This is a genomic window from Kitasatospora sp. P5_F3, assembly GCF_054049135.1.
This window is the reverse complement of record NZ_JBFUMY010000054.1, coordinates 19,919-38,470: the sequence shown is the minus strand read 5'-3', so window position 1 is coordinate 38,470 and position 18,552 is coordinate 19,919. Positions and strand designations below refer to the sequence as shown.

General features: G+C 71.2%; 20 protein-coding genes and 1 pseudogene. 11 read left to right on the top strand and 10 right to left on the bottom strand.

What is annotated here, in order from left to right; all coding sequences use genetic code 11:
- Nucleotides 1-273: 273 nt before the first annotated feature.
- Nucleotides 274-1,161, bottom strand: coding sequence for an HAD family hydrolase (locus tag ACXJMZ_RS26725; protein ID WP_457032590.1), 888 nt, complete (start codon nt 1,159-1,161; stop codon nt 274-276).
- A gap of 66 nt (nt 1,162-1,227) precedes the next feature.
- On the opposite strand from ACXJMZ_RS26725, the gene ACXJMZ_RS26720 reads away from it, so the two are divergent.
- From ACXJMZ_RS26720 to hemB, 7 genes and pseudogenes are all read left to right on the top strand, one after another.
- A complete protein-coding gene (locus ACXJMZ_RS26720) occupies nt 1,228-1,506 on the top strand; it encodes a glutaredoxin family protein (protein ID WP_457032589.1) in 279 nt (92 codons plus the stop codon).
- A gap of 147 nt (nt 1,507-1,653) precedes the next feature.
- Complete coding sequence (locus tag ACXJMZ_RS26715) at nt 1,654-2,364, top strand: 3'-5' exonuclease (protein WP_457032588.1); 711 nt, start codon at nt 1,654-1,656, stop codon at nt 2,362-2,364.
- 143 nt (nt 2,365-2,507) lie between these two features.
- On the top strand, nt 2,508-3,368 hold the full coding sequence (locus tag ACXJMZ_RS26710; RefSeq protein ID WP_457032587.1) for a redox-sensing transcriptional repressor Rex: 861 nt from the start codon (nt 2,508-2,510) through the stop codon (nt 3,366-3,368).
- A gap of 34 nt (nt 3,369-3,402) precedes the next feature.
- The gene (locus ACXJMZ_RS26705) at nt 3,403-4,746 is read left to right on the top strand and encodes a glutamyl-tRNA reductase (protein WP_457032586.1); all 1,344 of its coding nucleotides are present in this window, start codon (nt 3,403-3,405) and stop codon (nt 4,744-4,746) included.
- 41 nt (nt 4,747-4,787) lie between these two features.
- Nucleotides 4,788-5,556, top strand: a pseudogene (locus ACXJMZ_RS26700) (hydroxymethylbilane synthase).
- Nucleotides 5,553-7,190 carry a uroporphyrinogen-III synthase gene (locus tag ACXJMZ_RS26695; RefSeq protein WP_457032585.1) on the top strand — a complete coding sequence of 546 codons (1,638 nt, stop codon included), beginning with the start codon at nt 5,553-5,555 and terminating at the stop codon, nt 7,188-7,190. The pseudogene ACXJMZ_RS26700 and the gene ACXJMZ_RS26695 overlap by 4 nt, the downstream one beginning before the upstream one ends.
- A 183-nt stretch (nt 7,191-7,373) precedes the next feature.
- Nucleotides 7,374-8,354 carry a porphobilinogen synthase gene (gene hemB, locus ACXJMZ_RS26690; protein WP_057231630.1) on the top strand — a complete coding sequence of 327 codons (981 nt, stop codon included), beginning with the start codon at nt 7,374-7,376 and terminating at the stop codon, nt 8,352-8,354.
- A gap of 7 nt (nt 8,355-8,361) precedes the next feature.
- On the opposite strand, the gene ACXJMZ_RS26685 is transcribed toward hemB, so the two are convergent.
- From ACXJMZ_RS26685 to ACXJMZ_RS26675, 3 genes are all read right to left on the bottom strand, one after another.
- A complete protein-coding gene (locus ACXJMZ_RS26685; RefSeq protein ID WP_457032584.1) occupies nt 8,362-8,619 on the bottom strand; it encodes a hypothetical protein in 258 nt (85 codons plus the stop codon).
- 79 nt (nt 8,620-8,698) lie between these two features.
- Nucleotides 8,699-9,043: a hypothetical protein gene (locus ACXJMZ_RS26680; protein WP_057231626.1), complete on the bottom strand. Its 345-nt coding sequence runs from the start codon at nt 9,041-9,043 to the stop codon at nt 8,699-8,701.
- An 81-nt stretch (nt 9,044-9,124) separates the two neighbouring features.
- Nucleotides 9,125-9,469: a hypothetical protein gene (locus ACXJMZ_RS26675; protein WP_057231624.1), complete on the bottom strand. Its 345-nt coding sequence runs from the start codon at nt 9,467-9,469 to the stop codon at nt 9,125-9,127.
- A 289-nt stretch (nt 9,470-9,758) separates the two neighbouring features.
- Here ACXJMZ_RS26675 and ACXJMZ_RS26670 point away from each other — a divergent pair, with 289 nt between their 5' ends.
- Complete coding sequence (locus ACXJMZ_RS26670; protein WP_457032583.1) at nt 9,759-10,433, top strand: hypothetical protein; 675 nt, start codon at nt 9,759-9,761, stop codon at nt 10,431-10,433.
- Between the two features lie 70 nt (nt 10,434-10,503).
- Here the strand turns inward: ACXJMZ_RS26670 and ACXJMZ_RS26665 are convergent, their stop codons facing one another.
- From ACXJMZ_RS26665 to ACXJMZ_RS26650, 4 genes are all read right to left on the bottom strand, one after another.
- Nucleotides 10,504-10,866 carry a hypothetical protein gene (locus ACXJMZ_RS26665; RefSeq protein ID WP_457032582.1) on the bottom strand — a complete coding sequence of 121 codons (363 nt, stop codon included), beginning with the start codon at nt 10,864-10,866 and terminating at the stop codon, nt 10,504-10,506.
- Between the two features lie 95 nt (nt 10,867-10,961).
- A complete protein-coding gene (locus tag ACXJMZ_RS26660) occupies nt 10,962-11,132 on the bottom strand; it encodes a chaplin (RefSeq protein WP_457032581.1) in 171 nt (56 codons plus the stop codon).
- Nucleotides 11,133-11,163: 31 nt separating this feature from the next.
- On the bottom strand, nt 11,164-11,406 hold the full coding sequence (locus ACXJMZ_RS26655) for a chaplin (protein ID WP_457032580.1): 243 nt from the start codon (nt 11,404-11,406) through the stop codon (nt 11,164-11,166).
- 250 nt (nt 11,407-11,656) lie between these two features.
- On the bottom strand, nt 11,657-11,926 hold the full coding sequence (locus tag ACXJMZ_RS26650; RefSeq protein ID WP_457032579.1) for a chaplin: 270 nt from the start codon (nt 11,924-11,926) through the stop codon (nt 11,657-11,659).
- A 260-nt stretch (nt 11,927-12,186) separates the two neighbouring features.
- Here ACXJMZ_RS26650 and ACXJMZ_RS26645 point away from each other — a divergent pair, with 260 nt between their 5' ends.
- Together ACXJMZ_RS26645 and ACXJMZ_RS26640 are read left to right on the top strand one after the other, a co-directional pair.
- Nucleotides 12,187-12,426 carry a chaplin gene (locus ACXJMZ_RS26645; RefSeq protein ID WP_457032578.1) on the top strand — a complete coding sequence of 80 codons (240 nt, stop codon included), beginning with the start codon at nt 12,187-12,189 and terminating at the stop codon, nt 12,424-12,426.
- A 283-nt stretch (nt 12,427-12,709) separates the two neighbouring features.
- Nucleotides 12,710-14,353, top strand: coding sequence for an RICIN domain-containing protein (locus ACXJMZ_RS26640; protein ID WP_457032577.1), 1,644 nt, complete (start codon nt 12,710-12,712; stop codon nt 14,351-14,353).
- A gap of 67 nt (nt 14,354-14,420) precedes the next feature.
- Here the strand turns inward: ACXJMZ_RS26640 and ACXJMZ_RS26635 are convergent, their stop codons facing one another.
- Together ACXJMZ_RS26635 and ACXJMZ_RS26630 are read right to left on the bottom strand one after the other, a co-directional pair.
- Nucleotides 14,421-16,142: a glycosyl hydrolase family 8 gene (locus ACXJMZ_RS26635; RefSeq protein WP_457032576.1), complete on the bottom strand. Its 1,722-nt coding sequence runs from the start codon at nt 16,140-16,142 to the stop codon at nt 14,421-14,423.
- Between the two features lie 119 nt (nt 16,143-16,261).
- Nucleotides 16,262-17,128 (bottom strand): NAD-dependent epimerase/dehydratase family protein, encoded by an 867-nt coding sequence (locus ACXJMZ_RS26630; RefSeq protein ID WP_457032575.1) that lies wholly within the window; start codon nt 17,126-17,128, stop codon nt 16,262-16,264.
- Nucleotides 17,129-17,300: 172 nt separating this feature from the next.
- Between ACXJMZ_RS26630 and lysA the strand changes: the two genes are divergently transcribed.
- A complete protein-coding gene (gene lysA, locus ACXJMZ_RS26625) occupies nt 17,301-18,533 on the top strand; it encodes a diaminopimelate decarboxylase (protein ID WP_457032574.1) in 1,233 nt (410 codons plus the stop codon).
- Nucleotides 18,534-18,552 lie beyond the last annotated feature (19 nt).

The following is an 18,552-nucleotide window of genomic DNA, read 5'->3' as shown; positions in this document are numbered from 1 at the left end:
GTCGTTTGAGATCCGCTTGGCGTGCATATGCGGCTGGAACTGACCGAAGATGGCATCAGCCGCTCGGCTCAATGTGATCGCCCGTGTGCGCCGGGTGACAGTTTCCGGAGGTGAGGGGCCCGATTCCCGGGTTCCGGCCCCGGCAACCCCCGACTTTCCCAACTCTCCGAACGATCGGTTCCGGTCACGGGCGAACACGATCGGATCACCCGGATCCGGCAGCGGAGTTCGCCCTTAAGAGTGACCCGCTTTCGGTGTCGTGCTGACCGGCCGTCAGGCCGCCCGCTGCCGACGCCTGAGCGCCACCGCGGCAGCGGTCGCACCGGCGAGGACTCCCAGGCCGGCCGCGGTGGGCAGGCCGATCCTGGCCGCCTTGCGGCCGGTCCTGAAATCGCGCACCCGCCAGCCGTTGGCCCGGGCGTGCCGCCGCAGCGTCGAGTCCGGGTTCACCACGTACGGGTGGCCGACCAGCGCCAGCATCGGGATGTCGTTGGCCGAGTCGCTGAACGCGGCGCACCGGCTCAACTCCAGCCGCTCCCGCCGGGCCAGTGCGGTGACCGCCGCCGCCTTCGCCTCGCCGTGCAGCAGCCCGCCGACCAGCCGGCCGGTGTAGACCCCGTCCACCGCCTCGGCCACCGTGCCGAGCGCCCCGGTCATGCCGAGCTGCCGGGCGATGATCCTGGCAACCTCCTGCGGGGCTGCGGTGACCAGCCAGACCCGCTGCCCGGCGTCCAGGTGCAGCTGCACCAGCGCCTGGGTGCCCGGCCAGATCTTCCGGGTGATCACGTCCGCGAAGATCTCCTCGCAGATCGCCTCCAGCTCGGTGGTCCGCTTGCCCGCCACCAGGCCGAGCGCCTTGTCCTTGGCGTCCGCCATGTGCGCCGGGTCCTCGGCGCCGTGCACCCGGAACCACGCCTGCTGCCAGGCGAACCTGACCATGTCGCGGCGGGTGAAGAACCTCCGCCGGTACAGGCCGATGCCCAGGTAGAAGATCGCCGCACCGCGCAGGATGGTGTTGTCGCAGTCGAAGAACGCGGCGGCCTGCGGGTCGTCCGGGGTCGGCGTGTGGTCCTCCGCCGCAGCGGCGGCGGCCTCGCCCGCCAGGGCCGACTGCTCGTTCGGGGAGCGCCGTACGTGGGAGAGCCTTCTGAGGGCGACCATGGCCCCGAGCATAGCCAGCCCGCGTGACCGGTACTTGAACGCAGGCGCAAGGTTGAGAATGGTGCGGTGACCCCACTGTTGCGACGTGACACCAGCAAGAAGCCCGCCGAGCGGACGGTGACCCTGATCGGGAAGCCCGGCTGCCATCTGTGCGACGACGCCCGGGCGGTGATCGTGCGGGTGGCCGAGGAGCTGGGAAGTGCCTTCGAGGAGCGGGACATCACCCAGGACGAGGAGCTGTACCGGAAGTACTGGGAGCAGATTCCGGTGACGCTGATCGACGGGAAGCAGCACGATTTCTGGCGGGTCGACGAACGGCGCCTGCGCGCAGCGCTCGGCGCCTGACGGCACGGCAGCCCCTCCGTTCGGCGGGGGTGCTTCGCCAAATCGTTGCCTGCAAAAATGAAGATCGGCTTAGGAAACGCCAGTTGGTCGGCTTACGATCTAAAACGTTTCTGTCCGCCGGGGGCTGGATGACGGAGGAGAGCATTCATGCTTCCCGGCCGACAACTGCCGCCCGCCTCGGGTGGCTTCGCCGTCGTGGACGTCGAGGCCACCGGCCGTAGCCCGTGGCGCCACCGGGTGGTGGAGATCGCCGTGCTGCTGCTGGACGGCCAACTCCGCGCCGAGGGCGAGTTCTCCACCCTGATCGACCCGGTCGGGCCGGTCGGGCCGACCCATGTGCACCGGATCAGCCAGGCCGACGTGGTCGGTGCGCCGAGGTTCCGCGAGGTCGCCCCGACGCTGCTGGAGCTGCTGGCGGGGCGGGTGCTGGTCGGTCACCACGTCAGCTGCGACCAGGCGTTCCTGGAGCGCGAGTTCGCCCGGATCGGGGTGCCGCTGCCGCCGATACCGACGCTCTGCACCCTGCGCCTGGCCCGGGCCCACCTGGCCGAGGCCGGCGGGTACGGCCTGGCGGCCTGCGTCGAGGCGGCCGGGCTCGGCTGGTACCCGGCCCACACCGCACTCGGCGACGCCCGGGCCACCGCCGACCTGCTCCGGTACGTCACCGGGGCGCGCCCGGACTGGTCCCCGCCGATGTACGAGGCCGCCGGGCTGCCCTGGCCCCGGCTGAGCCGGGCGCTGTCCCAGCGGGAGGCGCCCGGACGGCCGCTGATCCGCCGGGAGGCCCCGTTCGGGCCGTGGCCGCAGGGAGTCGAGCCGCCGGGCCTGGTGCTCACGGCTATGGGCGCCGAGCGATGAGTGGCGCACACTGTCCCAGCAGCGACTTGAGATCCGGCGTGATGCGCGTCACTGTGCCCGGACAAATCGGACACCATCTTTGTGCACACGTTCACAAACGCATAGCCTGGCTGCCAAAGCCCAGCTTCACCCACAGGAGCACCGTGGCAATCGGCCGATCCACCCAGAGCACTTCGCAGACGCCCGAGCCGGGCGCCGCGCGCCGACCCTCGCGTGCCCGGGGCATCCCGGAGGCGACTGTCGCCCGCCTTCCCCTCTACCTGAGGGCACTCACCGCACTCTCCGAGCGCTCGGTGCCCACCGTCTCATCCGAGGAACTGGCCACCGCCGCCGGGGTCAACTCGGCGAAGCTCCGCAAGGACTTCTCCTACCTCGGCTCCTACGGGACCCGTGGCGTCGGCTACGACGTGGAGTACCTGGTCTACCAGATCTCCCGCGAGCTGGGCCTGACCCAGGACTGGCCCGTGGTCATCGTCGGAATCGGTAACCTCGGCCACGCGCTCGCCAACTACGGCGGCTTCGCCTCCCGTGGTTTCCGGGTCGCCGCCCTGCTGGACGCCGACCCGACCGTGGTCGGCAACAGCGCCGCCGGTCTCCCGGTGCGGCACATGGACGAGTTGGAGGCGATCGTGGAGAGCCAGCACGTCTCCATCGGCGTCATCACCACCCCGCCCGGCGCCGCCCAGCAGGTCTGCGACCGCCTGGTCGACGCCGGTGTGACCAGCATCCTGAACTTCGCCCCGACCGTGCTGACCGTCCCGGACGGCGTGGACGTGCGCAAGGTGGACCTCTCGATAGAGCTCCAGATCCTCGCCTTCCACGAGCAGCGCAAGGCCGGCGAGGAGTCCGGCCACAACGACTCGGTGCTCGACCGCGCCCCCGGCCCGGTCCGGGCCGCCGCCGCCAAGCTCCGCCGGGCGGCCGGTGCCACCAAGGCCGAGCCGGTCAAGGGCAAGCCCGCCAAGGGCACCGAGGGCGAGCTCTCCGCGGTGATGCCCGCGTGAGCCGCCAGCAGATCCGCAACCCCAGGGGGCGGGCATGAGTCTTCTCGTCGTCGGTCTGAGCCACCGCAGCGCACCCGTCGGCCTGTTGGAACGCGCCGCGCTCACCGGCCAGGTGCCCACCCGGCTGCTGCACGACACCGCCGCCTCGCCGGCCGTCGGCGAGGCCGCCCTGGTCAACACCTGCAACCGGATCGAGCTGTACGCCGACGTGGACAAGTTCCACGCCGGGGTGGCCGAGCTCTCCCTGCTGCTCGCCCACCACAGCGGCGTGGACCTGGAGGAGCTCACCTCGCACCTCTACGTGCACTACGAGGACCGGGCCGTGCACCACCTCTTCTCGGTGGCCTGCGGGCTGGACTCGATGGTGGTCGGCGAGGGCCAGATCCTCGGCCAGCTGCGCGACGCGCTGGCCCGCGCCCAGGAGGAGCACACCGCCGGGCGCGGCCTGAACGAGCTGTTCCAGCAGGCCCTGCGGGTCGGCAAGCGGGCGCACAGCGAGACCGGCATCGACAAGGCCGGGCAGTCCCTGGTCACCTTCGGCCTGGAGCAGGTCGCGGTCGGGGCCGGCGAGATCGCGGGCAAGCGCGCCCTGGTGGTCGGGGCGGGCTCGATGAGCTCGCTGGCCGCCGCCACCCTGGTCCGCGCCGGGGTCGCCGATCTGCTGATCGCCAACCGGACCGCCGAGCGGGCCGAGCGGCTGGCGGCCAACCTGGGCGCCCGTACGGTCGACTTCGGCAAGGTCCGCGAGACGCTCGCCGACGTGGACCTGGTGATCTCCTGCACCGGCGCGGCCGGCGTGGTGATCAGCGCCGAGGACGTCGCCGCCGCGATGGCGGTACGGACCGCGGCGAACCCGCTGGCCTTCCTCGACCTGGCCATGCCGCGCGACGTGGACCACGCGGTCCACGACCTCGCCGGTGCGCTGCTGGTCGACCTGGAGAGCCTCTCCCAGGCCCACGCCGCCACCCCCGGCGCCGGGGACGTGGACGCCGTCGTCGGCATCGTCGCGGACGAGGTGGACGCCTTCGGGGCGGCCCAGCGCGCGGCCCGGATCGCACCCACCGTGGTGGCGCTCCGCCAGATGGCCTCCGAGGTGGTGCTGAGCGAGCTCGGCCGCCTGAACACCCGGCTGCCCGACCTGGACGAGCGCACCAGGGCCGAGGTCTCACAGACCGTCAAGCGTGTGGTGGACAAGCTGCTGCACGCCCCGACCGTCCGGGTGAAGCAACTCGCGGCCGAGCCCGGCGGGGCCGGGTACGCTGACGCGCTCCGCGAGCTGTTCGACCTGGACCCGGCGGCAGTGCAGGCTGTCTCCCGCACACCGATCGGTGCGCAGGCCAAGGCCGACACCACCCACGCGGGGGGAAGCCTCCGATGAACCACCAGCCAGCCCACGAGCATGACCGGGACGATCACCTCATGAATGGTCAACTGAGCAGCAGCGACGGCCAGTCGCAGCCGCTGCGCCTCGGCACCCGCCGGAGCGCCCTTGCGATGGCCCAGTCGGGCATGGTCGCCCGTACGGTCGAGCGGGTCACCGGGCGCCCCGTCGAGCTGGTGGAGATCACCACCTACGGCGACACCTCCCGGGAGGCGCTGGCGCAGATCGGCGGCACCGGAGTCTTTGTCTCCGCGCTGCGCGACGCGCTGCTGGAGGGCCGGATCGACCTGGCCGTGCACTCGCTCAAGGACCTGCCCACCGCGGCCCCCGAGGGCCTGCTGCTGGCGGTCGTCCCCGAGCGCGAGGACAGCAGGGACGCCCTGGTCGCCCGGGACGGCCTGAGCCTGACCGAGCTGGTCGAGAAGCTGGCCGGGCACACCGCCCGGATCGGCACCGGATCGCCGCGCCGGATGGCCCAGTTGAAGTCCCGAACTCGCCGTCGCACTGGGCGAGTTGGACCACCTGCCGACCCGGGTGGCGGTGGCCGCCGAGCGCGCCCTGCTGGCCCGCCTGGAGGCCGGCTGCTCCGCACCGGTAGCCGCCCTCGCCACCTGGCAGGGCACCGAACTGCGGCTGGAGGGCGTGGTCGGCACCGTCGACGGCGCCACCCTGCTGAAGATGACCGCCAACGGTCCGCTCGTCCCCGACGAGACCGCCGAGCGGCAGGCGGTGGCCCTCGGCCACGCGCTCGCCGAGCGGCTGCTCGACGCGGGAGCGGCCAACCTGATGGGGGAGCGAGCCCGATGAGCGCCGCCGCCAACCTCGCGCACACCCCGGCCGTCCAGGCCGGCCGCTGCACCTTCCTGGGTGCGGGCCCCGGTGACCCGGGCCTGCTCACCCTGCGGGCCGTGGACGTGCTGGCCTCCGCCGACGTGCTGATCGCCGACCCGCTGACCGCGGCCGCCGTGCGCACCCACTGCCCGGTCGGGGTCGTGGTGCACAGCACCGTCGGCGAGGACTGCCCGGACGTGGCAGCCGTGGTCGCCGAGGCCGTCAGGACCGGCAAGCACGTGGTCCGCACCGTGGACGGCGACCCCGGCCTGGACGGGTGCGCCGCCGAGGAGATGCTCGGCTGCGCCCAGGCCGCGATCCCGTTCGAGGTGATCCCCGGGGTCGCCCAGTCGGTCGGCGTACCGGCCTACGCCGGGGTGCCGCTGCGCGGCAGCCGCGGCGCGGACGTCCGGTTCGTGGACGGTGCCGGCCTGCTGGCCGGACAGACCATCGACCTCGGTGCACCGGAGACCACCCTGGTGGTCCGCACCACGCTGGGCCAGCTGCCCGCCACCGCCGCCGCGCTGGTGGCCAACGGCCGCAAGCCGGAGTCGCCGCTGTCGGCCACGCTCTCCGGCACCACCACCCGGCAGCGCACCTTCACCGCCACCCTGACCACCATCGCGGCCGACCTGAAGGCGGCCCGGGTGCTGCCCTCGCCGGTCTCGGCACCGGTCGACCCGGCCACCTCGGTGATAGCCGTGGTGGGCGAGCAGGTCGCCCACCGCTCCTCGCACTCGTGGTTCGAGACCAAGCCGCTGTTCGGCTGGAACGTCCTCGTCCCGCGGACCAAGGAGCAGGCGCACGGCCTCTCCGACCAACTGCGCTCGTACGGCGCGGTGCCGCAGGAGGTGCCGACCATCGCGGTCGAGCCGCCGCGCACCCCGCAGCAGATGGAGCGGGCGATCAAGGGCCTGGTGACGGGCCGTTACGAGTGGATCGCCTTCACCTCGGTGAACGCGGTCCGTGCGGTCCGGGAGAAGTTCGAGGAGTACGGCCTGGACGCCCGGGCGTTCGCCGGGATCAAGGTCGCGGCGGTCGGCGAGACGACGGCCCAGGCGCTGGTCGACTTCGGCGTCAAGCCGGATCTGGTGCCCAGCGGTGAGCAGTCCGCCGCCGGTCTGCTGGAGGACTGGCCGCCGTACGACCCGGTCTTCGACCCGATCGACCGGGTGCTGCTGCCGCGCGCCGACATCGCCACCGAGACCCTGGTGGCCGGTCTGGTCGAACTCGGCTGGGAGGTGGACGACGTGACGGCCTATCGGACCGTACGCGCCTCGCCGCCGCCGGCCGAGACCCGGGAGGCGATCAAGGGCGGCGGCTTCGACGCGGTGCTCTTCACCTCCTCCTCGACCGTCCGCAACCTGGTCGGCATCGCGGGCAAGCCGCACAACGTCACGATCATCGCCTGTATCGGCCCGGCCACCGCGAAGACCGCGGAGGAGCACGGCCTGCGGGTGGACGTGATGGCCCCGGCCCCGTCGGCCGCCGCACTGGCCCAGGCCCTGGCCGACTTCGGCGCGGGCCGCCGGGACACCGCCACCGCAGCCGGCGAGCCGGTCTACCGCCCGAGCGAGCGCCGTCCGGGCTCCCGCCGTAAGGCGCGCTAGCTTAGGTTTCGGTCGGAGATCGAGCATCTACGGTCCAGGGGCTCGGGGAACTGCGAGGAGATCTGGCGTTCGGGTCACAGGCGAAAGTGCCTGCCCACCAACGCACGGATCACCTTTGCCGAGGTCGGCGTCGCAGTTCCCCGAGCCCCTGTCTGCCGAACCATGTGCCGAGGAGAAGAAGCTGTGTCCGCTGAGTTCCCGTACGTTCGTCCGCGTCGGCTGCGCTCCACCCCGGCGATGCGGCGGCTGGTCGCCGAGACCAGGTTGCATCCGGCCGAGCTGATCCTGCCCGCGTTCGTGCGGGAGGGGATCACCGAGCCGCGTCCGATCGGGTCCATGCCGGGGGTGGTCCAGCACACCAGGGACACCCTGCGCCGGGCTGCCGTGGAGGCGGCCGAGGCGGGCCTGGGCGGGATCATGCTCTTCGGCGTCCCCGAGGTGCAGGACGCGATCGGCAGCGAGGGCACCAACCCGGACGGGATCCTGCAGCAGGCGATCCGGGACGTGGTCTCCGAGGTCGGCGACCAGCTGGTGGTGATGTCCGACCTCTGTCTGGACGAGTACACCGACCACGGGCACTGCGGGGTGCTGGCCGAGGACGGCAGCGTGGACAACGACGCCACCCTGGAGCGGTACAAGGAGATGGCCCTGGTGCAGGCCGCGGCCGGGGTCCACCTGGTCGGCCCGTCCGGGATGATGGACGGTCAGGTCGGGGTGGTCCGGCGGGCGCTGGACGAGGCCGGGTACCAGGACACCGGCATCCTGGCCTACACCGCCAAGTACGCCTCCGCCTTCTACGGCCCGTTCCGGGAGGCCGTCGGCTCCTCGCTCAAGGGTGACCGGAAGACGTACCAGCAGGACCCGGCGAACGCCCGGGAGTCGCTGCGCGAGCTGGCGCAGGACGTGGCCGAGGGGGCCGACCTGGTGATGGTCAAGCCGGCCATGGCCTACCTGGACGTGCTGCGGCAGATCGCCGACGCCTCCCCGGTGCCGGTGGCGGCGTACCAGGTGTCGGGCGAGTACTCGATGATCGAGGCCGCCGCCGCGAACGGCTGGGTGGACCGGGAGCGGCTGATCCTGGAGACGCTCACCTCGATCCGCCGGGCCGGCGCCGAGCAGATCCTCACCTACTGGGCGACCGAGGCGGCTCTGCTGCTGCGCTGASCGGACGTCAGTCGATCGAGGCGCCGCCCCCGGCGCCGCCGGCCGCCCAGTCGTCGCCCGCCACGAACCACTCGTGGAAGCCGGCCTTGATGTGGCTGGTCTCGGCGTGACCCCAGGCCTCGGCGGCCAGGAAGGGCTCGTCGGCGGTGGCAGCGAACTGGGCGCCACCGCCCGCGCTGACGTGGGCGTAGGCGGGGGCCGAGATGCCGGCCAGGGCCAGGGTGGCAACCGCGGTGATCGCGGCCTTGCCCAGGATGCTCTTCATCAGATGGTTCCTCTCTGCGTGACAGCGGCCCGAGGGGAGTTGCTCCCCCTCGGGCCCGGCGGCCGGTGTACGAGCTGGATCAGCCGATCAGGTGGGAGACGCCACCGTCGCCGCTGCCCAGGGTGTTCTGGCCGACGTTGCAGATCTGCTTCGGCTCGTTGTTGAGAACGTCCGCCTCGATCGGCACCGCGACACCGATGACGGCGACCGCGATGTTGTGCACCTCGGGCAGGCACACGTTCGGGTTGTCCAGGGTGTGGAAGTTGTTGCTGTGGTCACCGTGGGTGCCGGTGGCGTTGGTGCCGCCGTTGCCCGAGATGGAGGTGGCAGCACCGTCGGAGTCACCGATCGCCATGGCGGGAGCGGCGGTCATGGCCAGACCAGCGGTGGCAACGCCCACGGCGGCGAGAGCCTTCTTGATCATTGTTCTGTTCCTTTTCGGATCTGATGGGAGAGATGGAGCAGGGTGGATCAGTCGGCCCTTGCGGGCCAAGCCGGCGAGAGGTCAGCCGACCAGGTGGGAGACGCCGCCGTCACCGCTGCCGAGCGTGCCCTCGCCGACCACGCAGGTCTGCTTGGGCTGGTTGCTCAGCGCCGCGACCTCGACCGGCACCGCGACACCGAGAACGCCGACGCCGATGTTGTGCACCTCGGGCAGGCAGATGTTGGGGTTGTCGAGCACGTGGTAGTTCGGGCTGTGGTTGCCCCAGGTACCCGTGGCATTGGTCCCGCCGTTGCCCTGGATGGAGCCTGCCGCGCCGTCCGCGTTGCCGATCGCGGAGGCCGGAGCGGCGGTGGCGGCCAGGGCCGCAGCGGCCAGTCCGACAGCCGCGAAAGTCTTCTGGAGCATGGTGGAGATACCTCTCTGGATGAATCACATCGGTTGCCGGCCTGTCCGGGGGGATTACCTCCGACCGCGTCCTGGCTGCGACATTTAGATCAAAGAATGACGGGCGCGAAGGTTACGCGGAATCTTCGGAAATCAGTGACGGATCGCCAAACTCCTGGCCGTGCAGTCGGATTATTAGGCCATACCGGTTAACCCGTGCTATCCCGAGCCCCGCTTACTCGTTTAGGCAGATTGCTTTCGGCCGCGCAGCGGCCGCTACCGAAGCTCCACAGACAGAACGGTGATCAGCATGAAGCTCTCCAAGCGGGCGACCGGCGCACTGCTGCTGGCGGTCGGGTCCGGCGTACTCGCGGGCCAGTCGGCCGCGATGGCCGCACCCGGCAGTGCACCGGTGACGCCCGGTCAGGTCGCGTCGATCGAGGATGAGTGGGGCACCGAGGAGGTCCCGTTCACCATCCCGCTGGAGACCGTCAGCGAGCACCTGCCGCTGCTGCCGAAGGGCGGCCAGGTGTCGGGCGGGGTGCCGACCTCGCTGCTGATGCCGCCGGTGCCGGACTCCAAGCCGGGTGCCCAGCTGATCCCGGACCGGGTCGTCCCCGGCGTCGAGGTCGGCAAGGTCGGTCCCCGGCTGCAGGCCGCGCTGCCACTGCCCACGGCCGACCACAGCACCGAGCTGGGCGACCTGGCCCTGGACGCCCCGGCCGCCCCGCTGAACGCGCAGGGACCGGGTCTGGCCCTCGGTCAGCCGTTCTCCTGGGTCGAGGGCAACAGCGACTCGGCCGCCGACGACGTGCTGACCGCCGGCGAGCTGGACCCGCAGCTGATCACCGCGCCCGTCCAGGCGATCCCGGGCGCCAAGGCGAGCCTGGGCAAGGGCGACGAGAAGATCTCGGTGACCGACTCGCTGACCGACCTCACCTCGACCACCACCGGCACCATGCGTGAGGTGCTCGACCAGGCCTGACGCACCGTACGGAAGAGCCCGGCACCCGTCGTCCAGGTGGTGCCGGGCTCCGCTGTGCGCGGGCGTGCGTTCAGCCGGGCAGCAGGTCGGTGACCTCGCCGACCAGCAGCAGGTCCTCCGGGCCGCCACCACCGCTCAGCGGGGCGGTCAACGGGGCGGTGGAGACCGGCTGGAGGCCGTTGTCCGGTTCGAGCGCGAGGCCGTTGTTCAGCACGTCGGCCGAGGACTGGGCGAACGGGTCGAGCCGGAGCGTCTTGGCCGGCTTGACGCCGTGGCCGAGCGCGCCGGTCACCGCGCCGAGCCCCGCGCCCGCGTCCACCGGCTGCAACTGGCCGCCGGGCGCGGGCAGGTCGGCCGCCTGGGCGGCGGTGGGGGCGCCGAGCAGGGCGGCGGCGGTGAGCAGGCCGAGGGACAGGTTCTTCCTGAGCGTCATGGGTGCAACTCCTGGGTGTGCCTGGGCGGACGCCGAAGCCCCTCGGTCGGCGGACCGAGGGGCTTCGCACGGATGTACTGCCGATCAGCGGGTGATCAGCAGTCCTCCTCGGCCATCGGGGGAGCCTCGACGTTGGCGCAGGAGTTGCCGAACGACGGGTTCAGCAGGCCGACCAGGTTGGCGCTGTTGCCGCACAGGTTGACCGGGATGTGCACCGGCACCTGGATCGAGTTGCCGGAGCCCCCGTACGGGTACGGGGGCACCACCCGGGTGAGGCGTGGCTCAGCCGGGGCTGAGTCAGCCGACGTTGGCGCAGGAGTTGCCGAACGACGGGTTGAGCAGCGCGATGACGTTGACGGTGTTGCCGCAGACGTTCACCGGGATGTGGATCGGCACCTGGACGTTGTTGCCCGAGAGCACGCCCGGGGAGCCCGCCACGACGGACTCGGCCTCGGAGCTGGCGGTGGCGGCACCGGCCGAGCCGAGCAGCAGGCCGGCAGCGGCGAGGGAGAGGACAGCAGCCTTCTTCATGTTGCGCATGGGGATTCCTCCGTTTGGGCGGGCGACTCGAAATGTCGCCCGAGTTCTGGGGGTACCGTGTGTGGTGTTTCAATCGAGCGGCCCAAGTGCCCTGTTTCGCCCGTGGCTTGGACGGTCTCGCTCGGCCGCTTCGTTCACGCGCCCCGTCGTTCAGTTCTCGCACGGTCGAGATCTGTCCGCAATCGCGGCGCGCCCAGGCGGGTGTCGAAATACTCCACCTGGAAGTCTTTGGTCTGACGTTCCGTCAGGATCAGGCGTTGACGCAGGAGTTGCCGAACGCGGGGTTCAGCAGGCCGATCACGTCGATGGTGTTGCCACAGAGGTTGACCGGAACGTGCACCGGGACCTGCACGGAGTTGCCGGAGAGCACACCGGGCGAGCCGGCCGTGACGGCCTCGGCGGAGGCGCCACTGCTGTGGTGGCCGTGGCCGTGGCCGTGGGCGGCGGCAGCAGCGGCGCCGCTCAGCAGCAGTGCCGCGGTGGCGGCGGTACCGAGGGTGCCGTAGGCGAGCTTGCGCATGGTGCGAACCCATTTCTTGCGTGTGGATCAGTGGACTGGGTGGAGCTGGTTTCGCCAGTAAGAACGACGCAGTGCGCAGGGGGAAACGGGCGGCCTTCGCGATCACCCAAATGCCCCGATTACTGCATTCGGGTGATTGTCGAAGTCCCGGCGCAACCACGCCCGTTGGCCCTCGTTGGACTCGACGCACGCCTGTGCGCTTCCTTGCTCGTCCGCTGTTGGTACGGCAACTGGAAGAACTGATCTACGAGGAGACTCAAATGAGCGTCAAGAAGGCCGCCGCTGTCGGCGCCGCYGTTGTCGGCATCGTCGCSGCCGGYGCGGGCACCGCRMTGGCGAGYKCCKMSGCCGAGGGCGTCACCGCCGGYTCCCCSGGYGTCRKCTCCGGCAACTCGMTCCAGGTKCCGGTGCACGTTCCGGTCAACCTCTGCGGCAACAGCGTCAACGTGATCGGCGCGCTGAACCCGGCGTTCGGCAACTCCTGCGCGAACGTCGGCTGAATTCAGCCGCGTAACACCTGAGTTGTACCCGAACAGCGTCTGACGCCCCGCCGTCGGACCGCCTCTCGGTCGATTCCGCCGTACCCGAGCCGCCGCTCCCCGCCTCCCCTCCTGAGGCGCGGGGCGGCGGTTCCGTGCTGTCCGGCAGGCGTCAACTCCCTTGTCCTGAACGCGTCCTGACTCTTGTTGCGTTACTTGTCAGTACCTAGCATGTGAGCCGGGCTCATCTTCTGCGCCCACCGTTCCACGCCCGATACTCCGCCCCCACCCCAAGGAGTCACGCGTGATCAGGACAGCACTGCCCGGTGCGCGGCGACAACGCCGTGGCGCTCTGACGGCCGCCGCCGGCCTGCTCGCCGCCCTCACCCTGGCGGGCACCCCCACCGCCTCGGCCGCCCCCACGGCCACCGTGAAGCCCGCCGCCGTCGTCGCGCTCGGCGACAGCGCCATCTCCGGCGAGGGCGCCGGCACCGACACCAACGACTCGTACGTGCCCGGCACCGACACCCCCACCAACTACTGCCACCGGCACGCGAAGTCGGAGATCTTCGTCACCGACCTGCCCGGCGTCACGCCGATCGACCTGGCCTGCTCCGGCGCCCAGACCGGCGACCTGGTCAGCGACCCGGAGCTGGCGAAGATCACCGGTCCCGGCAGTGGCGACTTCGGCGAGGTCAAGCAGGACGTCCAACTCGCCCGGACGGCAGCCGAGTACGACGTCAAGATGGTGGTCGTCACGATCGGTGCCAACGACGACTTCGACTTCAGCGGCATCATGATGAGCTGTCTGACCCAGTACTTCCCGGTCCCCAAGGACCAGGGCTGTCGGGACACCATCGGCAGTGCCGCGATCACCCAGCGGGCCGAGCGGGTGATCCCCAAGGTGGTCGCCGCCCTCACCAGCGTCCGCAACACCATGCGGGCCGCCGGGTACGCGGACTCCTCGTACCAGCTGGTCCACCAGTCCTACTTCACCCCGATCACTCCGGACATCCGGCGCAACGACTACGTCGGCAAGGTCGCGGACGGCTGCCCGGCCTTCCCGGAGGACCTGGCCTGGGGGCACAACTGGGTGGTCCCGGTGCTCAGCGACGCGCTTCGGACGGCGGCGGCACAGGTGCCCGGGGTCAGGTACCTGGACCAGCGGCGGGTCTCCTACGGCCACGAGGTCTGCGCGGGCTGGACCAGCTCGCCGTACGAGTACACCAACGGCGACGTGATCGACCTGTCCGAGAAGACCAGGAACGGCTGCGACCACGAGATCGGCATCCCGGGCGTCTGCATGAACATGGTGCGGCAGTCCTACCACCTGCGGGTGGCCGGCTACCGGGGTGAGGGGGTCTGCCTCAACCAGTTCTACCGGCAGCCCGAGCTCAAGGAGGCGTTCTGCACGCTGAACCCGCAGAACACCACCTCGATTCAGTCGCTGACGCCCGGTCAGCCGTTCCCGGACAAGCCGGAGGCGGGCGCCTGGTACCAGCTCACCAACCTCGCCACCGGCCAGGTGCTGGACTTCGCGGGCGGCGGTACGTACGGCGACAGCACCAACGGCCGGGCCGCGATCGGCTACCGGGCGACCGGCGGGCTGAACCAGTCCTTCGTGCTCAACTCCCGTGCCGGGGGCGGCTTCTCGCTCAACTTCAGCGGCAACAGGTCGATGTGCCTGGACGCCACCGGGGCGGCCACCGCACCCGGCACCCGGCTGGTCCAGTGGGCCTGCCACAGCGGTGACAACCAGCGCTGGATCTTCAAGCCCGCCGCGGCCGGCGGCTTCCAGCTGGCCGCCGCGATGGACCAGTCCAAGGTGATGGGCCTCTCGGCCCAGCAGGACGGCCAGGGCAACCGGGTGGCCGAACTGGCCGCCGACACCGGTGCGGCGGACCAGCGGTGGCAGATCACCAAGCTCGGCATCGCGTACCTGCCGTGACGGCCCGTCCGTCGTGAGCGCGGACGGGCCCGGGGGCTGCCTGACCCGGACCCGTCCGCTCCACCCGCTACGGCAGCCAGTGGTTCCCGGTGATCGCGATCATCACCTGGAGCTGGATGCTGGCGCCGTAGTAGCCACTCGGGTCCAGCGGCGTGGCGTTCATCTTGTTCCAGAGCGCGTCCAGCCAGGCCTGGCTGGACGCGTCGGTGGCGGCGGCCACCGCGAACGGTGCGATGAAGGCGACCGAGGAACCGGCCTCCGCCACCGAGCCGTTCAGCTTGTAGCCCTGGGCGATCCTGCTCGGGTCACCGCCGGTGGCCGACTTGATCCAGGTGTTCATCTTCCGCACCGCCGCCAGCGACTTGGCGTCGCCGGTGGTGAGCGCGTCCACGCCGAGCCGCCACGGGTCACGGCAGGCGTTCCACGAGTAGGCGCCGTCCAGCGTGGACTCCAGCACCTTGCCGGGAGCCGGCTTGAGGTCGCCGGTGTTGGTGTTGACCACGAAGTCGGGCAGCAGCCCGGTGCTGGGGGAGTAGGAGCTCTGCAGGTGGCTGACGGCGTTCTGATGGGCGGTCAGGATGCCGTCCCAGGCGGTGTCGCCGGTGGCCTTCCGGAAAGCCTTGAAGTGGCCAGGAAGCCAGTCCGACGTACGGCTCATGGTGTTGTAGTTGCCGTCGGACCAGTCGCCGAAGTTGGTCAGCTTGGTGCCGGCCACCACCTCGCTCGCCTTGATCGCGTTGATCCGCTTCACCGCGAGCGCCTTGTAGTTGTACGTCCCGGCGCTGCCCCACTGCTTGTCGGCGAGCAGCAGCGCGTACGCGATCTCCAGGTCGCCGTCGGTGGCGGAGTCGCTGCCGTCGACGCTCTTGCAGCTCGCGTCCTGCTCGGCGGCGTGCAGGTCGCCGTTGTTGACCGAGGGGTGGTCGAGGACGAACCGGAGCACCCGGTCGAAGGAGGTCTTGGCGCCGGAGTCGGCCCCGGCCATGGTGGCCAGGACGGTGAGGCCGTAGCCCTGGCCCTCCGCGACGTAGGGGTGGTCCGCGTCGGTGGAGGCGATCGCCGACCAGGCGCTGTTCGAGCACTTGGAGGTGACGAAGGCGGCCTTCCACTTCTGGTAGTAGGCCACCACCTTGGCGTCGTTGGCGGCCTGGTCGCCGGAGACCTTGATGGTGCCGGCGGCATAGGGGAAGGAGTGGCTGCCGAACGGCACGTTGACGCCGCCGGGCGTGGGGGTCGGCGTCGGGGTCGGGGTGGGCGTCGGGGTGGGCGTCGGGGTCGGGGTCGGCGTGGGGGTGCCGCCGCTGCCGTACGCCTCCACCTCGAACAGCGAGTAGCCGTATGCCGTACCGCGGGCGGTGCCGTAGACCCGCAGGTAGCGGCCGGTGCCGCTGACCGTCAGGTCATCGATGCTGCCGTCGCCGGTGCTGGTGGAGTACACCTGACGCCAGTTGCTGCCGTCGTCGGAGAGCTCCACCCGGTACGCCTTGGCGTACGCGGCCTCCCAGTTGAGGACGACCCGGTTGACCGAGGTGCCGGCGCCGAGGTCGATCCGGATCCACTGGTTGTCCACGCCCTCCGTGCTGGCCCAGCGGGTGGTGCCGCTGCCGTCGACGGCCTTGGCGGCGGCGTAGGTGCTGCTCTCGGTGGAGGAGACGGTGACCGGCCGGTTGAGTGCGAGGTTACCCGGGGCGGCGTTGGCAGGGCTCAGGGCGAGCAGGCTGGTGAGCAGCGCTCCGGCTGCCGTGGCCGCGCAGAGCGCGACCGAAGTCTTGCTTCTGGTAAGGGACATGGCGGGAGCATCCCGGGATCGGGCGTCGGCGGTCAACAGGTAGGTTAGTAAAGTTTCCTAATGGAGACCAGTGTTCAGCAGGCTGTAATGCTCCGTGCCCGGATCGGCCGGACGGTTCGTCAAGCCTGTACCTGCTCCTCGATGACCTCGGGCAGCCAGTCGGCCAGCCGGGAGAAGCGGTAACCGAGCTGCTCGGCCCGCGCGTTGTCCACCCCGTAGTAGTGCCCGAAGGAGAACGGCGACGGCTCCCCGGCCTCGGTGAACCGGGCCTCGGGCACGCCGTGCGCGGCGATCAGTGCGCACAACTCCCGGACGTCCAGCTCCCCGTGCGAAGCGGCGTTCACCGGCCCGGTGACGTCCGAACCCGCCGCCCAGACCAGGAAGTCGGCGATCTCGCCGTACTCGACGAAGGTGGCCGGGCGGCTCGGCCGGTGCGCGACGATCTCCGCGCCGCTGCGCATCCGCTGGACGTAGTGCGCCAGCCGGCCGGTGAAGTCGGCGTCGCCGCCGCCCAGGACGTGCGCGGTGCGCACCGCCGCGTACGGCAGCGCGGACTGCCGGGCCAGCACCGCCTCGGCGGCCCGCTTGCCCTCGGCGTAGTCGTCGGACGGCGCCCCGGCCCAGGCGGCGGCGTCGAACTCCGCCTCGCCGAGCGGCCGTCCGGGCACCCCGTGCACCTGGTCGTAGACCTCCACCGTCGAGGTCATCAGGTACCGGGCGGCCCGGTCGCCGAACACCCGCAGCGCGATCTCCGCCTGCTCCGGGCGGTACAGCACCTGGTCCAGCACCACGTCGAAGCTCCGCCCGCCCAGCGCGGCGAGCAGGCCGGCCTCGTCGTCCCGGTCGGCCACCAGGTGCGCGACCCCGGGCGGCGGGGTCGCGGACCCCCGGTTCAGCACGGTGACCTTCGCCCCGCCGTCCCGCAGCAGTTCGACCACCCGCCGCCCGAAGTACCGGTTGCCGCCGATCACACAGACCTGGTCCATCGCCCTGCTCCGCTCTCTCGTACGTTGCTCGGAAGCATTCTCGTCCCCGGTGCCGCGCCGCCCGCCGTCGCCCTCGACTGTCCAGCGGACCGCCCACCAGGCGGACAGCTCTGCGGATTCCGGGCCCGATCCAGCAGGATCGAAGGACCACCTGCCTGCCCTGGAGCCCGTGATGACCACCGCAATACCCGGCCCCCGGATCGCCGCTGTCGCCGAGGAGTTCGGCACCCCGGTCTGGATCTACGACGCGGAGATCATCCGGGGTCAGATCGCGAAGCTCCGGCAGTTCGACACCGTCCGGTTCGCACAGAAGGCCTGCTCCAACACCCACCTGCTCCGGCTGATGCGCGAGCAGGGTGTCGCGGTGGACTCCGTCTCGCTCGGCGAGATCGAGCGCGCACTCAGGGCCGGGTACCGGCCGGACGGCGCCGACGAGCCGATCGTCTTCACCGCCGACCTGCTCGACCGGGCCACCCTGGCCCGGGTGGTCGAGCTCGGCATCCCGGTCAACGCGGGCTCGCCGCAGATGCTCGAACAGCTCGGCGAGGCGGCCCCTGGCCACCCGGTCTGGATCCGGATCAACCCCGGCTTCGGCCACGGCCACAGCCGCAAGACCAACACCGGTGGCGAGCAGAGCAAGCACGGCATCTGGCACGAGCACCTGGCCTCGGCCCTCGACCTGGTCGACCGGTACCGCCTCGACCTGACCGGCTTTCACATGCACATCGGCTCCGGGGTGGACTACGGCCACCTGGAGGCGGTCTGCGAGACCATGCTCAAGCAGGTCAGGATCTCCGGGCACGACATCCGCGCCATCTCGGCGGGCGGCGGCCTCTCCGTCCCGTACGCCGCCGGGCAGCCCGAGGTGGACACCGACCGCTACTTCCGGATCTGGGACGCCGCCCGCCGCGAGCTGGCCGGTGAACTCGGCCACCCCGTCCGGCTGGAGATCGAGCCGGGCCGCTTCCTGGTCGCCAACTCGGGCGTGCTGGCCTCCGAGGTCCGGGCCCAGAAGCCGGTCGGCAGCAACCACTTCGTGCTGGTCGACGCGGGCTTCAACGACCTGATGCGCCCCGCCATGTACGGCAGCGCGCACCGGGTCACCGTGCTCCGCGACGGTGTTTCCGTCGATGCCCCCGCGATCGACACCGTGCTGGCCGGGCCGCTCTGCGAGTCCGGCGACGTCTTCACCCAGGCGCCGGGCGGCGACGTGCTCCCCGTCCCGCTGCCCCGGGTGGAGATCGGCGACCTCGCGGTCTTCCACGACACCGGTGCCTACGGCGCGAGCATGTCCTCCACCTACAACACCCGCCCGCTGATCCCCGAGGTGCTGGTCGACGGCCCCGAGACCCGCCTGATCCGCCGCCGCCAGACCGTCGAGGACCTGCTGGCACTGGAGGACTGACGGGCCGTCGGTTACGTTC

What these genes read in the sequence shown, in the direction of transcription:
- ACXJMZ_RS26680 (WP_057231626.1), bottom strand. Translation starts at nt 9,043, where the DNA reads ATGATCAAGAAGGCTCTCGCCGCCGTGGGCGTTGCCACCGCTGGTCTG.
- ACXJMZ_RS26705 (WP_457032586.1), top strand. Translation starts at nt 3,403, where the DNA reads ATGAGTCTTCTCGTCGTCGGTCTGAGCCACCGCAGCGCACCCGTCGGC.
- lysA (WP_457032574.1), top strand. Translation starts at nt 17,301, where the DNA reads ATGACCACCGCAATACCCGGCCCCCGGATCGCCGCTGTCGCCGAGGAG.
- ACXJMZ_RS26675 (WP_057231624.1), bottom strand. Translation starts at nt 9,469, where the DNA reads ATGCTCCAGAAGACTTTCGCGGCTGTCGGACTGGCCGCTGCGGCCCTG.
- ACXJMZ_RS26670 (WP_457032583.1), top strand. Translation starts at nt 9,759, where the DNA reads ATGAAGCTCTCCAAGCGGGCGACCGGCGCACTGCTGCTGGCGGTCGGG.
- ACXJMZ_RS26630 (WP_457032575.1), bottom strand. Translation starts at nt 17,128, where the DNA reads ATGGACCAGGTCTGTGTGATCGGCGGCAACCGGTACTTCGGGCGGCGG.
- ACXJMZ_RS26715 (WP_457032588.1), top strand. Translation starts at nt 1,654, where the DNA reads ATGCTTCCCGGCCGACAACTGCCGCCCGCCTCGGGTGGCTTCGCCGTC.
- ACXJMZ_RS26665 (WP_457032582.1), bottom strand. Translation starts at nt 10,866, where the DNA reads ATGACGCTCAGGAAGAACCTGTCCCTCGGCCTGCTCACCGCCGCCGCC.
- ACXJMZ_RS26655 (WP_457032580.1), bottom strand. Translation starts at nt 11,406, where the DNA reads ATGCGCAACATGAAGAAGGCTGCTGTCCTCTCCCTCGCCGCTGCCGGC.
- ACXJMZ_RS26650 (WP_457032579.1), bottom strand. Translation starts at nt 11,926, where the DNA reads ATGCGCAAGCTCGCCTACGGCACCCTCGGTACCGCCGCCACCGCGGCA.
- ACXJMZ_RS26725 (WP_457032590.1), bottom strand. Translation starts at nt 1,161, where the DNA reads ATGGTCGCCCTCAGAAGGCTCTCCCACGTACGGCGCTCCCCGAACGAG.
- ACXJMZ_RS26695 (WP_457032585.1), top strand. Translation starts at nt 5,553, where the DNA reads ATGAGCGCCGCCGCCAACCTCGCGCACACCCCGGCCGTCCAGGCCGGC.
- ACXJMZ_RS26635 (WP_457032576.1), bottom strand. Translation starts at nt 16,142, where the DNA reads ATGTCCCTTACCAGAAGCAAGACTTCGGTCGCGCTCTGCGCGGCCACG.
- ACXJMZ_RS26685 (WP_457032584.1), bottom strand. Translation starts at nt 8,619, where the DNA reads ATGAAGAGCATCCTGGGCAAGGCCGCGATCACCGCGGTTGCCACCCTG.